This window comes from Pectobacterium parvum (assembly GCF_020971565.1).
GTDB classification, from domain to species: Bacteria; Pseudomonadota; Gammaproteobacteria; order Enterobacterales; family Enterobacteriaceae; genus Pectobacterium; species Pectobacterium polare.
This window is the reverse complement of sequence record NZ_CP087392.1, coordinates 3,207,991-3,222,066: the sequence shown is the minus strand read 5'-3', so window position 1 is coordinate 3,222,066 and position 14,076 is coordinate 3,207,991. Positions and strand designations below refer to the sequence as shown.

At 50.3% G+C, this 14,076-nt stretch carries 9 protein-coding genes, 1 tRNA gene and 2 pseudogenes; 6 read left to right on the top strand and 6 right to left on the bottom strand.

Annotated features, from left to right (window positions below):
- Positions 1 to 24: 24 nt before the first annotated feature.
- The 3 genes and pseudogenes from LOZ86_RS14490 to LOZ86_RS14480 all read right to left on the bottom strand — a co-directional run.
- Positions 25 to 408, bottom strand: a pseudogene (locus LOZ86_RS14490) (DUF4942 domain-containing protein); the annotation flags it as partial.
- Positions 409 to 429: 21 nt separating this feature from the next.
- Positions 430 to 1,116: pseudogene (locus LOZ86_RS14485) on the bottom strand (tyrosine-type recombinase/integrase); the annotation flags it as partial.
- Between the two features lie 166 nt (positions 1,117 to 1,282).
- Positions 1,283 to 1,359, bottom strand: a tRNA-Arg gene (locus tag LOZ86_RS14480).
- Positions 1,360 to 1,757: 398 nt separating this feature from the next.
- Between LOZ86_RS14480 and LOZ86_RS14475 the strand changes: the two genes are divergently transcribed.
- Positions 1,758 to 4,211, top strand: coding sequence for a DUF3772 domain-containing protein (locus LOZ86_RS14475; RefSeq protein ID WP_230242194.1), 2,454 nt, complete (start codon positions 1,758 to 1,760; stop codon positions 4,209 to 4,211).
- A gap of 79 nt (positions 4,212 to 4,290) precedes the next feature.
- On the opposite strand, the gene LOZ86_RS14470 is transcribed toward LOZ86_RS14475, so the two are convergent.
- Positions 4,291 to 5,151, bottom strand: a complete 861-nt coding sequence (locus LOZ86_RS14470) for a D-amino-acid transaminase (protein ID WP_039484207.1) — start codon at positions 5,149 to 5,151, stop codon at positions 4,291 to 4,293.
- 42 nt (positions 5,152 to 5,193) lie between these two features.
- A complete protein-coding gene (gene dgcA / locus LOZ86_RS14465; RefSeq protein ID WP_039484208.1) occupies positions 5,194 to 6,174 on the bottom strand; it encodes an N-acetyl-D-Glu racemase DgcA in 981 nt (326 codons plus the stop codon).
- Positions 6,175 to 6,557: 383 nt separating this feature from the next.
- Here dgcA and alaC point away from each other — a divergent pair, with 383 nt between their 5' ends.
- Positions 6,558 to 7,799 (top strand): alanine transaminase, encoded by a 1,242-nt coding sequence (gene alaC, locus LOZ86_RS14460; RefSeq protein WP_230242187.1) that lies wholly within the window; start codon positions 6,558 to 6,560, stop codon positions 7,797 to 7,799.
- A 107-nt stretch (positions 7,800 to 7,906) separates the two neighbouring features.
- Positions 7,907 to 8,320 carry a type II secretion system pilot lipoprotein GspS gene (gspS, locus tag LOZ86_RS14455; protein ID WP_103862244.1) on the top strand — a complete coding sequence of 138 codons (414 nt, stop codon included), beginning with the start codon at positions 7,907 to 7,909 and terminating at the stop codon, positions 8,318 to 8,320.
- On the opposite strand, the gene gspB is transcribed toward gspS, so the two are convergent.
- Positions 8,317 to 8,886: a type II secretion system assembly factor GspB gene (gene gspB / locus LOZ86_RS14450; RefSeq protein ID WP_111778644.1), complete on the bottom strand. Its 570-nt coding sequence runs from the start codon at positions 8,884 to 8,886 to the stop codon at positions 8,317 to 8,319. The genes gspS and gspB overlap by 4 nt on opposite strands.
- 528 nt (positions 8,887 to 9,414) lie before the next feature.
- On the opposite strand from gspB, the gene LOZ86_RS14445 reads away from it, so the two are divergent.
- The 3 genes from LOZ86_RS14445 (at position 9,415) to gspC (ending at position 14,013) form a co-directional block, all read left to right on the top strand.
- Positions 9,415 to 10,983 (top strand): pectate lyase family protein, encoded by a 1,569-nt coding sequence (locus tag LOZ86_RS14445; protein ID WP_111778645.1) that lies wholly within the window; start codon positions 9,415 to 9,417, stop codon positions 10,981 to 10,983.
- Positions 10,984 to 11,122: 139 nt separating this feature from the next.
- Positions 11,123 to 13,102 carry a glycosyl hydrolase family 28 protein gene (locus LOZ86_RS14440; protein WP_230242185.1) on the top strand — a complete coding sequence of 660 codons (1,980 nt, stop codon included), beginning with the start codon at positions 11,123 to 11,125 and terminating at the stop codon, positions 13,100 to 13,102.
- A 50-nt stretch (positions 13,103 to 13,152) separates the two neighbouring features.
- Positions 13,153 to 14,013: a type II secretion system protein GspC gene (gene gspC, locus LOZ86_RS14435; RefSeq protein ID WP_039484226.1), complete on the top strand. Its 861-nt coding sequence runs from the start codon at positions 13,153 to 13,155 to the stop codon at positions 14,011 to 14,013.
- The last annotated feature ends 63 nt before the right edge of the window (positions 14,014 to 14,076 follow it).

Here is a 14,076-nt window from a genome sequence, read left to right as displayed (position 1 = left end):
TTATTTGTTGATTTATGGTGTTAATTACTTTTTCGCCAACATCCTCGGATAATGTTTGGCGATAATATCGTTCATCTGATCGATCAGGTCAGGACGTTTAAAGGTGAGATGCTCGGTGCCTTTCTGAAAGTAACGCACGCTAAAGAACTCATCCTCGTATTCCTGCTGATGGGGATTATCACGGATATGGTCCATCAGCCGGATGGTGACATCGCCTCGATTGTCGGGGATCGATTTACCATCCAGCAGATACAGCATTCTCTCCATATCAGCTAGTTGATCGCGTCGCCAGCCCCAGTTCAGGCCAAAGCCCCAACGGTTGTACGTCACCAGATTGCTGATGATGATTTTCTTGCCAAAGTAGCAAGGGTGATTGGTCTTGTAATCCCATGATAACCCTTTAAACACACCGCTTTTTCGGGGGGATTACCGTGTGATCTTACTCCCCGAATAAGTTGATAAAGCACGTAGAAAATCCGGCAGTTCATCAGGTAGCAGGTGAGGGTAGTGCGTAGCCTTTGGTGGGGGAAGGGCGCTTGCCAATTCTGATGCTGGATTGTTTTCCGCTCTGCCAGTGACAATGGCGTAGCGGAACACCTGATTACAGGCTTGGCGGATTTTACGCATTTTGTCCAATACGCCTCGCTTTTCCAGTTTGCGTAGGGCTTCCAGAATGTCGAGTGGCTTAATATCGGTAATCGGTCGCTTGCCAATGTAGGGGAAAATATCTTTCTCGAAAGATTCCATTAGGTCTTCAGAATATCCCTTTGACCAGTTCGGATGCTTGTATGCGTGCTATTCTCTGGCCAGAGCCTCGAAAGTATTATCTACACTTAGCTTCTTGGCTTGTTTCTCTGATTTCTTATCGTCACTTGGATCTCCGCCACCAGCTAAAAGACGCTTTGCTTCATCACGCTTCGCCCTAGCATCGGCAAGTGAAACATCTGGGTATACCCCCACAGCCAATAATTTTTCTTTACCGGCTATGCGATATTTTAAACGCCAGTATTTTGCACCGTTCGGATTTACTAACAGGTATAACCCGCCACCATCAGCGAGCTTGTAGGGTTTATCTTTACCTTTGGCAGTACCGATCTGACGGGCATTTAACTTCACTTGGGGGTATCTCATTTCATTGAACCTGCGAATACCCCCAAATATACCCCCACATGATTGTAGATTTCAATAGACGGCTGTAGACGTAGAAATACTAAGATATGGCTATATTGCTTGATTTATTTGGGTTTTGTAGACTTGAGTGGACGTTTCGAGAACTTGAAAATGGTACGCCCTACAGGATTCGAACCTGTGACCTACGGCTTAGAAGGCCGTTGCTCTATCCAACTGAGCTAAGGGCGCATTTCAAAAAAGAAATGGCTGTTGCTTGTCACAACAGTGGGCTGGATTATACCCACACGTCTCAGTGAGTCAACGGGTTGGCGCTAGATTTACGCTATACGGTGAATCCCTGTACAACTTTGGTGTAATGTCGCTTTCTCAGGTGTGATTTTTTTGCACAATTGCGAGCCTCGTCCACATGAACTACACATAGCAATGAAAATTTCAGTTTTATCTGCTAGATGCGTTCAGTAATTCTTTTCAAGTTATGAACGGACGTATTCTGCCCCCTGTGCTGTTGGTACACTATGCCCGCATTCGTGGGTTTTGGATGAGTGTGGGCTGCTTTCACGTGCCGGGTTTGTCGCCTGGTCATTTGTGGAACCGCTATTTTGTCGAACTTTGGAACCTTTTGATTTATGAACATTCTTTCATCCGCATTCTTGCGCGTTTGTCTGCTGGCAATATTGATGCTGTCTGTTGGCTATGCATCGGCGGCGAGTGCGGATTCTGATCCTGACCCACAGCCCGCGCAGACCGAGGCGCCCGTAAAAATTAATGTTGATGCTGAGTTGATCAAGCTGCAAAAACAGTTAGATAACATCAAGCAGCAGGTTTCAGGCACCAATAGCGACAGCAAGTTTGGCGCGTTGAATGACACAACGCAGGAACTGGTGAATAGCGCCAATGAGCTTGCTAATGCTGTGACACCGCAGCGGGCTCAAATTCAGGCTCAGTTGGATGTCTTAGGGCCAGCGCCAGAGTCTGGCTCCAGTATTAATGAAACCAATGAAGTGACGCGTAAGCGAAACAGTCTGAATGCGCAAAAAGCAAAAATGGATGCGCAGGTCGAGCAGATTCAGGCTTTACGCACTGGTGCGGCGAATCTGTCCGCGCAAATTGTGACTCTGCGCCGTAATGCGCTGAAAACGCAGCTGGCATTGAATTCCGGTAGCATTCTGGGCGGACGCTTCTGGGCGCCGATTGTGGCCCCGCAGGCTGAAGATGCACGCCGCCTGAGCACCTTTCAGGATCAATTAAGTGACGCCTTTACAGTGGCCTGGGAGCCAGACTGGCGTTACGGTTCCGCACTCCTGATTTTGATCGCTATGGCTATGAGTTCCACGGGGCGCCGGTATCTGGAGAAATGTCTGGCCTGGGCGGGAATTAACTGGCTACCGGAAGGGCGTCTGCGGCGGAGTTTTTTAGCCACTGCGTCGGTTATTTCAACGGTGGTCACGATCGGTATTGCGGTAAATCTGATCGACTTTACGTTTACGCGCCACGGTGAGGCTTCAGAACGCGTTGTGTCGTTCCTTGATGCGTTGGTGAGACAGGCAATCTTCTGTTCGATGATCGCTGGATTGGGGCGCGCGTTTCTTTCGAATCAGCGTCCTTCATGGCGTTTACCTGCGATTGCTAACCCCGTCGCAAAAGCCATGAAGCCGTTTCCTGTCGTTGCCGCGGGCATTATTCTGATCTTCGGTTTTATTGAACAAGTGACAGCGACGGTGGGAACATCGGTCGCGGCAACCATTATGGTGAACGGCTTATCTGCCCTGTTCCTGGCCTTTACTGCGGGGACGATCACGCTGAAAAGCGATCAGATTCGTCGGCAAATGGTGCATTCAGGGGAACAGCCGGAAGCGCGTTCGACATTATCTGGCATTATTCATCTTGCCGTATTGGCGACGGCGTTTGCTATTTTGGTGTCGCTGGTCATCGGTTATATCTCACTGGCTCGCTTCCTGGCGTTCGAACTGGTGTGGATCGGCATGGTGTTCTCCTGCCTGTATTTGTTCTCAACGTTTATTACCGATATCTGCGAAAGCCTCTTTTCTCCCAACAATGCCTGCGGCAAGCGAATGAAAAATTCGCTTAATCTGGACGATCGGCATTTGGCTCAGGCCACATTGATTCTGTCGGCCGGTGGTAAAGTCCTGTTAATTTTAATGGCAGCCGTCGCCTTACTTAACGGAACGTTTGGTACGACGACCCCTCTGGAACTCGTGCAAAAAGCCGTTGAAATCTGGGGCGGAAAAGGGCTGGAAACGCTGAGCATCGTGCCGGCGCATCTGGTCAATGCTATTCTCTTTCTGGTGGTGGGGGTTTATGTTTTACGCTCATCAAAACGCTGGCTGGAAGACGAATTCCTTCCTAAAACGACGTTAGAACGCGGAATCCGAGCGTCGCTGGTGACGCTGTTCAGCAACATCGGCTACATCCTGATTATCCTGCTGACGTTGGCGACATTAGGGATTGAATGGAACAAGCTGGCATGGATTGTCAGCGCATTGTCGGTGGGTATCGGTTTTGGTTTACAGGAGATCGTGAAGAACTTTATCTCTGGCCTGATTTTGTTGACGGAGCGCCCGGTGAAAGTAGGCGACTCGGTCAGTATCAGCGGGGTTGAAGGGGATATCCGACGGATTAATGTGCGTGCAACGGAAATTCAGCTGGGCGATCGTTCGACGGTGATCGTTCCTAACTCCCAATTTATTTCGCAGAATGTGCGCAATATTACGATGGGGAACCCATTTGGGGTTGCCACGCTGGCGCTGACGTTCCCGCTGGATATCGACCCTGAAGAAGTTCGGACGCTTTTGCTGGATGCTTACATCAGCCATGAGGCGATTCTGGAAACACCCGCACCGTCAGTGAAGTTCAGTCAGTTAAACCCAACGGGCATGGTACTGAGCGTCACGGGCTATGTCAGCAGCCCGAGAATGGTATCGGAAGCGAAGAGCGACCTGCTGTTTGAGATTATCAAGCGGCTACGGGCCTCAAATATTCCGCTGGCCGTACCGCAGAAGATGGTGCTGGAAAACTCAGGGCTTGCGCTGCCTGACGGCATGTCGGGTGAGGAGAAATAATTTTCTCAGCCATCCGTTATCCGGCAGTGAACGGGTAACGGATGAACATCGAGCCGTGCTTACAGGACGTAAAACGCGGCTATTTTTCCTGCTGTTTAATCATGTCGAGATAGATTTCACGCAACCGCTGAGTAATTTTTCCAGGCTTGCCGTCGCCGATTGTTTTTCCATCCAGCATCACGACGGGGAGAACCAGCATGGTGGCTGAACTGACAAAAATCTCTTTGGCGTGATACGCCTCTTCCGGCGTAAAAAAGCGTTCTTCCAGCGCAATGCCCTCTTTTTCTGCCAGCTTGAGCAGCGACTGACGCGTAATACCGTGCAGAATCGCGTTGCTGAGTGGGCGGGTTACAATCGTGTTGTCATGCAGGACGATGTAGCAGTTGCAGGAACTGCCTTCGGTAATGAAACCGTCTTCAACAAAGAAAGCGTCGTCGGCCTGATTAGCATGGGCATACTCTTTTGCCAGGCTGGCAGCGAGTAGGCTGACGGTTTTGATGTCCCGACGATGCCAGCGAATATCCTCAGTGGTGACAACGTGCAGGCCCGTTGTGGCTTTCGGGTTACCGACCAGCGAACGTGCCTGAGTGAATAACACCAGTGTGGATTTGACGTCAGCAGAAGGGAAATAGAAATCACGATCGCTGGCATTACCGCGGCTCAGCTGTAAATAGATCGCGCCTTCTTTCAGATCGTTTTTATTGATCAGTGCATCGTGAATCTCTTTGAGCGCCTCAGGTGTGACAGGCAACGTGAGCGATAGCTCGCGGCAGGAACGTTGCAGGCGAGTGATATGATCGGCGAAATCAACCAGCTTGCCATCGATGACCGCCGTCACTTCATAGACAGCATCGGCAAATAGGAAACCACGGTCAAATACAGAAATTTTTGCTTCATTTTCTTCTAAATACTGTCCATCAACATAAACAAGACGTTGCATCACAACACTCCTTAATAGTTGCTCAATGCAGGTTAACGCGCGTTATCCCCACAATAATGCGTTGGGCGGTAATATTTCGCTACCGTTATAGTACAGTCCGTTAGTGCGATCGCGCTGCAAGAGCAGCGGGCCATCCAAATCGACCACGGCGGCACCTTGTGCCACGATAAATGCGGGTGCCATCGAGAGTGATGTACTCACCATGCAGCCGACCATAATTTTTAAGCCTTGCTCCAGCGCGTGTTTTCGCAGACGCAGGGCTTCGGTGAGTCCACCGGTTTTATCCAGTTTGATATTGATCATGTCATAGCGGCCGACCAGAGCGGTCAGCGATTGACTGTCATGACAGGATTCATCGGCACAGACGGGAATCGGGCGGGGCAAGTCTGCCAGCACATCGTCTTTGCCTGCCGGGAAAGGTTGCTCGATCATCGTTACGCTAAGCGCCGCGAGTTCAGGAACCAGCGTCAGATAGCGTTCGGCGTCCCATCCTTCATTGGCATCCACAATCAGGCGAGTCGATGGCGCACCTTCGCGCACGGCAGCGACTCTGGCCAGATCGTCTGCATCGGCCAGTTTTAGTTTGAGAAGAGGGCGACTAGCATGATGCATTGCGGCGTGGCGCATACGGTCTGGCGTATCCAGCGATAGGGTATAGGCTGTCTCCAACGGCGTAGGCGAAGGGAGATCCAAACGCTGCCAAATGCGCTGCTGATACTGTTTGCATTCCAGATCCCAGAATGCACAATCGAGCGCATTGCGCGCCGCGCCTGCGGGCAGGATGGTTTGCAGCGTCTCTCGATCTAAACCGTTACGGACGTCGCTGTGCAGTGAAGCAACCTGTGCCATTACGCTGTCGAGGGATTCGCTGTAGCGTGAATAAGGAACGCATTCGCCGTAGCCTGTCACGTTGCCGGACTGGAGCGCCACCACAACGACATCCGCCTGACGCTTGCTGCCACGTGAAATGGTAAATGCGCCTTCTATTGGCCAACTCTCGGTGAAATATCGCATCTCAGTCATAAGCTTACTCTCGGATTAACCATCCTGTGCCTCACTGGCATCAGTGCCTTATTTGCAAGGCCTGAACGGGTCATCAAGTGTAATGCTTCTTCCGGTGCGTATTCTCCATTTTTCGCGATCGTAGCCAGAAATCGATGAGGCTTAATTCCGAGCTGGAAAAATTTATGAGCACGGTATCGACAGGGCGAATTATCTGAGATAGCTTGAATAAGCTCATCACACTTCAGGTCGCCTGTACCCTTGTAGTTAACGAAATTGTAGTTAACGAAAGCTGTCGTCAACGAAAACGGGTTTACTGCGATTTGAATGATGCTGAGTAGAGTGCCTTTACAGGCACTGCGTCGCTCGGACGGTCCGGGCGCTCACGTTAATCTGAGGATGTTATGGCTGATTCTACTTCTCCGCGCCGTTTTACGCGCATCGATCGTCTTCCCCCGTATGTATTTAATATTACTGCTGAATTAAAAATGGCTGCGCGTCGTCGCGGCGAAGATATTATTGATTTCAGCATGGGTAATCCTGACGGCCCGACCCCTCCTCATATCGTGGAAAAACTCTGTACGGTCGCACAACGCGAAGATACTCACGGATATTCGACATCCCGAGGCATTCCGCGCTTACGTCGTGCGATCTCCCGCTGGTACGCCGATCGCTATGAGGTTGATATCGATCCTGAAAGCGAAGCGATCGTCACGATTGGTTCCAAAGAGGGGCTGGCGCACCTGATGCTGGCAACGTTGGATCATGGTGATACCGTGCTGGTACCTAACCCCAGTTATCCGATTCACATTTATGGTGCGGTGATTGCCGGGGCGCAGGTGCGTTCTGTGCCGCTGGTGGAAGGCGTCGATTTCTTTAATGAATTAGAACGCGCGATCCGCGAAAGTATTCCGAAGCCGAAAATGATGATTCTCGGTTTCCCGTCGAACCCGACAGCGCAGTGTGTCGAGCTGGATTTCTTTGAACGCGTTGTGGCGTTGGCGAAACAGTACGGCGTGCTGGTGATCCACGATCTGGCTTATGCCGACATCGTGTATGACGGCTGGAAAGCGCCGTCGATCATGCAGGTTCCCGGCGCGAAGGACATCGCGGTAGAGTTCTTCACGTTGTCAAAAAGCTACAACATGGCGGGCTGGCGTATCGGCTTTATGGTCGGCAACCCGGAGCTGGTCAACGCGCTGGCGCGAATTAAGAGCTACCACGATTACGGCACGTTTACGCCGTTGCAGGTGGCGGCGATTGCTGCATTGGAAGGCGATCAGCAATGTGTACGGGACATCGCCGAGCAGTATCGCCAGCGCCGTAACGTTTTGGTGCGTGGTCTGCACGAGGCAGGCTGGATGGTTGATGAGCCAAAAGCGTCAATGTACGTCTGGGCGAAAATTCCTGAAGCCTATGCGCATCTGGGGTCGCTGGAGTTTGCCAAGCGACTGCTGTCGGAAGCGAAGGTTTGCGTCTCCCCCGGTATTGGCTTTGGCGATTATGGCGATACCCATGTGCGGTTCGCCTTAATTGAGAACCAGGATCGTATTCGGCAAGCGGTGCGCGGTATTAAGGCCATGTTCCGTGCTGACGGTCTCTTACCGACCACCAAATCCTTACCCAGCAAGGGCACGGCTGCCTGATGTCCACCGCTCCCGGTTGTCTGACCGGGAGCACATAAACATGCCGTGACAGCGGCTTATCATTTGCTAGAATGCCTACCGTTAATCTCAATCAGGATGAGTTTGTCATGTCATTATCACTGTCTAAAATTTCTGCGTTAACGCTGCTTTGCGTCACGCTGGCCGGGTGCCAACAAACAGGAACGTCTGCCCAAAAAGGAACGGTGGCAGGTCAGTCTTCTGCGGTAACGGTTTCTCCTAACGATCAAATGAATCAACTGGCGTCGCTGGTGGCGGCTACCCGCTATCTCAAATCGAAGTGTAACCGCAGCGATCTGCCCGATGATGCGACGGTTGCTAATGTCGCGTTGGCTGTAGCAAAACAACGAGGCTGGAATGTCGCGAGCTATCAGGCTTTACCGCAGCGCAGTGAAAGCCTGTACCAAGGGTTATTGAAAGACAGTACGCCAAAAGAGGCGCAGTGTTCGGAATTTAACCGTACGCTGACGCCGTTTATTGATGCCATTCGCAGCCGAGGCTAAGGCGTAGCGTTTCCACTTTCATCGTCGGCGGAACGTTCATTCTCGTTGAATTTTCCGCCCGGCCAATCTTCCAGCGCTTCCAGAATAAACACCTCGCCTTCTACGCTGAAAATGGTCATATCCTGCTGGATCTGCTCTATGGTCAGCCCTTCTATTGGTGAATCCCCTTCACGGAATTGCAGACCGTTGAGCGTGATGCTGCGCTTGGCTTCATCCGATGTATAAACATGCGCGCTGTAGGCCAGCGGCGGAATCTCACCATTGCTGATGGCGGGTAGCGGCAGCGTGGTCCTCTTCTCTGAGGAGGCTGGCGTATGGGTATGGGGGGCTTCTTGATGAGGTGTCACCGCAGGAGTCGCTGGTGTTTGCTCCTCTGCCGCAGGCAAGGTGGCTGCTTGAGCCGCTAACGTGGTCGTCGGAGAAGCGGGGCTCCCCCAGCGCTGATGGCTGAACCAGCCGAGTGCGATAAAAAGCAGAGCATAAATAATCATCAGATAACCGGGCATTGGGTATCTGGCAAGCCGCGCTGGCTGTGAGTGTGTCGTTGCGTCCGGTGCGTTATCCACGCGCTCATCCTTAAGTGTTTAGGGGGTACTTAGGTCGTGTAGCATCACATCATAAACCAAAGTCGGGCGAGTAGGATGGTGCCGTCTGCCTTATTTTGCAAAAAATAGAAAGAGCCAGAAAACTGAATCTCTCGGTTATGTGACAGTTCCTCCAATTTGATTAAAAACTATTACAGTCATAATAATCACAGATGGAATCTTGATGCGGGTCGCAAAAAAAACGTGTGAATTTGCTTTAATGAAACCATGTTTTACCATTGTAGGTATAACGTTTCTTTTTGTGTTCGATAATCAATCAGCGTGGGGTGGTGCCATCATCATTTAATTAACAGTCCCGAGTGTTAAATGGGCAGTATTATTATGTGGTTTTTTACTACAGATAGTGTGCTGCTTTTTTATCAATAAGGGACGTGCCAATCTGCCACGACATTAAGAATAAAAGTACTTTTAAAGTATGCGATTAACATCGCAGGGTTTTGTGCGGATTTATTTTTCTATTTTAATAATTAAAAAATACTGAGGGATAAAATGTTTAGAACGGTTATTGGGACTGGTCGTTTACGCACCTGTGCGGTAGCTATTGCCCTTTCCGGGATCGTGCTTTCTGGGTGTGATAATAGTCAGAAACCCGTAGCAGAAGCGGCTCCGCCAGATTTGCAGGTGAAAACGGCACCGTTTGGTTGGGCTGCGCAATATCATAATACGGATGGTAAATTTTATGCGACGACGGGGGGCGAGGGTGCGCATGAAAATAGCATTTATGTCGTCACCAGCCGTCAGGAATTAAAAGATGCATTAAATAATATCCGCAGCCCCCGTTATATCGTCGGTGATGCCGATGCGGAATTGAAGGCAAAATTAGAACCCAAAATTATCTACTGGCAAGGTACTATCCGTGGTGATGACTTAGGCAATGGACGCTATGCCAATGCTGAGGATTATAAAACTAAACCGAATAAAACAACGTTTGATTTTGATTTATACGTCAAAGCGTTCGATCAAAATTATATGGCGCAGTTGAAAGCGACGGCGGATGCCGGTGGAGGCGACGCGGAGGCGGCCAGTACACAGCTTAGCCTGTTGAAAAAGCAGAATGGTCAACGTTCGCAGTATGCCAACAACCAGAAGGCGCAGATTCAATTTCAGGTACCACCCAATACCACGATTTTAGGCGTGGGTAGCGAAGCCAAACTGGTGGAAGGCTATTTATCCCTCAATACTCTGAGCAACACGTTCGGCAAAACGGATAACAGCAACATCATTATCCGTAATATTACGTTTCAGGCACCGCGTGACTTTGCTCCCGCTTGGGATGCGGGCGACGGCGATAAAGGCAACTGGAATGCGCGTTATGATTCCGTATCGATTAATGCCAGCAAAAATGTCTGGATCGATCACTGCACGTTTACGGACGGTGAATATCCAGATCATTTAGAACCGGTGCTATTTGGTAAGCCTATCCAGCGCCACGACGGCTTGCTGGATATAGAAGACGGTGCCGATTACCTGACGATTTCCTACAACATCTTCGGCCAACATGACAAAACGGTATTAATTGGCTCCGGCGATGGTGATAAAGGGGAATACCGAATCACGTTTGAAGGCAATTTATGGGACAACAGCGTGCAGCGTTCACCGCGCGTGCGTTTTGGTCAGGTGCATTTGCTGAATAACTACCATCGTGGGGCAACGGATACGAATTACCCCATTCTGTACGCCATTGGGATGGGCTTCGATTCATCCATTCTTTCCGAAAGTAACGTGTTTAATTTCCAGGGCGGCGGGGCGGATGAAAAGCTGATTATCGGTGCCTACAAGGGAAGCAAATTTAAAGACAACGGCTCCTGGTTCAATGGCAATCCGGCAAGCAATTTGAATCAAATCGCATTAGACAAATGCAGCACATTGCAAGAAGCCGAGAAGGCAGCTGCCACAAATTCTGGGAAAGCTGTACCTGCATGGGCGCTGGAAACCTGCACCAATGAACTGGAATGGAGCCCGCCTTATACGTATAGCGCAGGGAAATCCATTGCCGCCGTTGAGAAATACGTCCTGGAGAATGCCGGTGCGGGGAAACTGGATATTGCTCTGCCGTAGATCGTCTGATTCAACCCGTTATTTTTTTATTCGATTTTTATCTGTAAACCCTCTGCCGATAGGTTTCGCTCTGTGGCAACGATCCTGCCATAGGGTGAAATATATCGGGCAAAATAATAGTAAAAATACAGGAAATACTATGACTGATTTTTTACCTCGTACCCGTCTTACGCTCTGCACGACATTAGTCCTGAGCGGCCTGATTGCTGGATGCAGCGATAGCGACTCAACGCCGGATGTCGGTGTTGATCGTTCCGCCGCACCACAAAATCTTAAAGTGCCGACGTTGGCTTATGATGACCGCAGCGTGGTACTTGCCTGGGAAAAACCGACCAAACCTGCCGCTGGTATTAAGGATTACCGTGTCTACATGAATGGAACCTTGCTGGGCGGAACCATTGATAACCAGAACACCCATTCACCGGCCAAGCCCTATATCGATAATTTCTACAATTCGATCGATACCGATAACTGGCATGTCCGCGTCAGCTTCCATAATTTCAAGGTGGCTAATCTGTCACCGGAAACGGAATACCGCTTCACGGTGCGTGCGCTTTATGACGACGGCAAAGAATCCGTTGATAGTGAAACCGTCGTGCAGAAAACGACGGCGACACCAGCTTCACTGAATGTGACCAACTATGGTGCGAAAGGCGATGGCTTAACCAACGACACGGTGGCGATTCAGAAGGCGATTGATGACTGTACGCCAACTGCTTATCCGAAAGGATGTAAAGTCGTGGTTGAAGGGGGAACGTTTAAAACGGGGGCGCTGTTCCTGCACAGCGATATGACGTTTGAAGTCGGGAAGGGCGCCACATTGCTGGGGTCGGCAAACGGTGACGATTATCCGCTCGCCCGTGGCTACTATCTCTACCCTTACAGCTCACCTAAATTGCCGAAGCGTCCGCCTTCTCTGATTAACGTACTGGAAGCAGACGATCAGGGAAGCAGCCATGCAGGCACCTTTAAAAATATTCGTATCGTCGGGCAGGGCACCATTGATGGCAACGGCTGGACGCGTGGCATTAAAGCCACCGATACAAACATTACTGAACTTGATGAGTTAAAGAATGAATTGCCGCTCTACCGTGCGAGTAAAGCCGCCAACGTTGGCAGTGACGGTATTCTGGCAAAAGACCAAACGGCAAAAGCCGTTGCTGAAGGAATGCTACTGGATGAGGCGTACAAAAACCGACGCTCTAGCCTGATGACGCTGCGCGGCGTGAGCAACATGTACCTGGAAGGGCTGACGATTCTGAACCCAGCTTTCCACGGTGTGATGGTGCTGGAATCCGAAAATGTGGCGATGAATGCGCTGGTACACACGACGTATGATGCCAATAATGCGGATGGCATTGAATTCGGCAATAGCCAGAGCGTCATGGTATTTAATAACTTTTTTGATACGGGTGATGACAGCGTAAACTTTGCGGCGGGATACGGTGCCGAAGTGGCAACGCTGGGGCAAAAAGCGCAGAGCGGTGCCTGGATCTTCAATAACTACTTCCGCCGTGGGCATGGTGCGGTGGTCACGGGTAGCCATACCGGTGCCTGGATTGAAAAAATTGTTGCTGAAGATAACGTAATGAATAAGACGGATGTTGGCCTGCGCATGAAGAGCCGACCTTATTATGGTGGTGGCTCGCGTGACGTGGTATTCCGTAATAACGCGATGCGTGATATTGTCAACGAGCCGTTTGTGTTCACGATTAAATATAAAGCGGACGTGAACGATACCCAGCCTGCCGCTGAGCCCGCACAGTTCCGTGATGTGACGGTATCCAACGTCACGGTTGATGGGACCGCGAAGAAAAACAGCATCTTGGTCGATGGGATGACCATCGCTGAAATGGCTGATGCGTATAAGTTCTCTTTTGGACGTGATGCCTATCACCAAGGCTTGCATTTTGAGAATGTAAAATTCAAAAATGTAAAAGCGACGGACATTACGTTCTTAAAGAACAGTGAATTTAAAAATGTCATTTTTGAGAATGTACTGGGAGCCTGGAATTTCGGCCATATTGAAAATATCAGACTCGAAGACCGTGTAAATAATGATGCCGCGCTGACGACCAGCGGTGATGAGACCATCACCCGGGAAGCCGCAACGGAATAAGGCATTTTCCCCACGCTAATCGGCGTGGGGAGTATTATGGATGATTACCTATGGCACGATTGCAAGCTTTCAAAGATCCGTCTTTTCATTCGTTGGTTGCCACTTTTCGGTCACTGCCAGCCCCACTGATCCGACGTATCGCGTTGGGGCTGATTTTGCTGCTGATTTGTCAGCAGTTAGCCGTATTGACCTGGCGCTTTCTCCTCCCTGAAGACTCACGCATTGCTGGCGTGTCGGTCGCGCCTGCCCAGGCGAAAGAAAAAACCGCTACGCTGGGTGATTTTACCTTATTCGGCCATGCCCCCGATGCCGATGCGTCTGCGGTTAACGACGCCGCATTATCCGGCGATATTCCGCTAACCTCGTTGAATATCAGCCTGACTGGGGTGTTGGCGAGTGGAGACGCCAAGCGTTCGATTGCCATTATCGCTAAAGATAGTCAGCAATACAGTCGCAACGTCGGCGATGCCATTCCGGGCTATGAAGCCAAAATTGTGACTATCTCTACCGATCGTGTCGTGCTCCAGTATCAGGGGCGCTACGAGGCGCTGCATTTGTATCAGGAAGACTTATCTCAGGAAGGAAAGGCGGCTGGCACATTTAGCCAGGTGAAAGACGAGATACAAAAAGATCCCTTCTCGGCGCAGGACTACTTGACCATTTCTCCCGTCACGGAAGAAGAAGTACTGAAAGGATATCAGTTAAACCCCGGCAAAAATCCCGATCTTTTTTACCGCGCAGGCTTGCAGGATAACGATCTCGCGGTGTCATTAAACGGCATGGATTTACGCGATGCGGATCAGGCACAGCAGGCGATGGCGCAGCTAGCCGGGATGAGCAAATTTAATTTGACCGTCGAGCGTGATGGTCAACAGCAGGATATATATCTGGCACTGGATGGAGACCACTAATTTGTTTAGCAAAGGACAGGGATTTTTTAAGCGTCAGGTTTTTTCGAAGAACAAAAACCAATG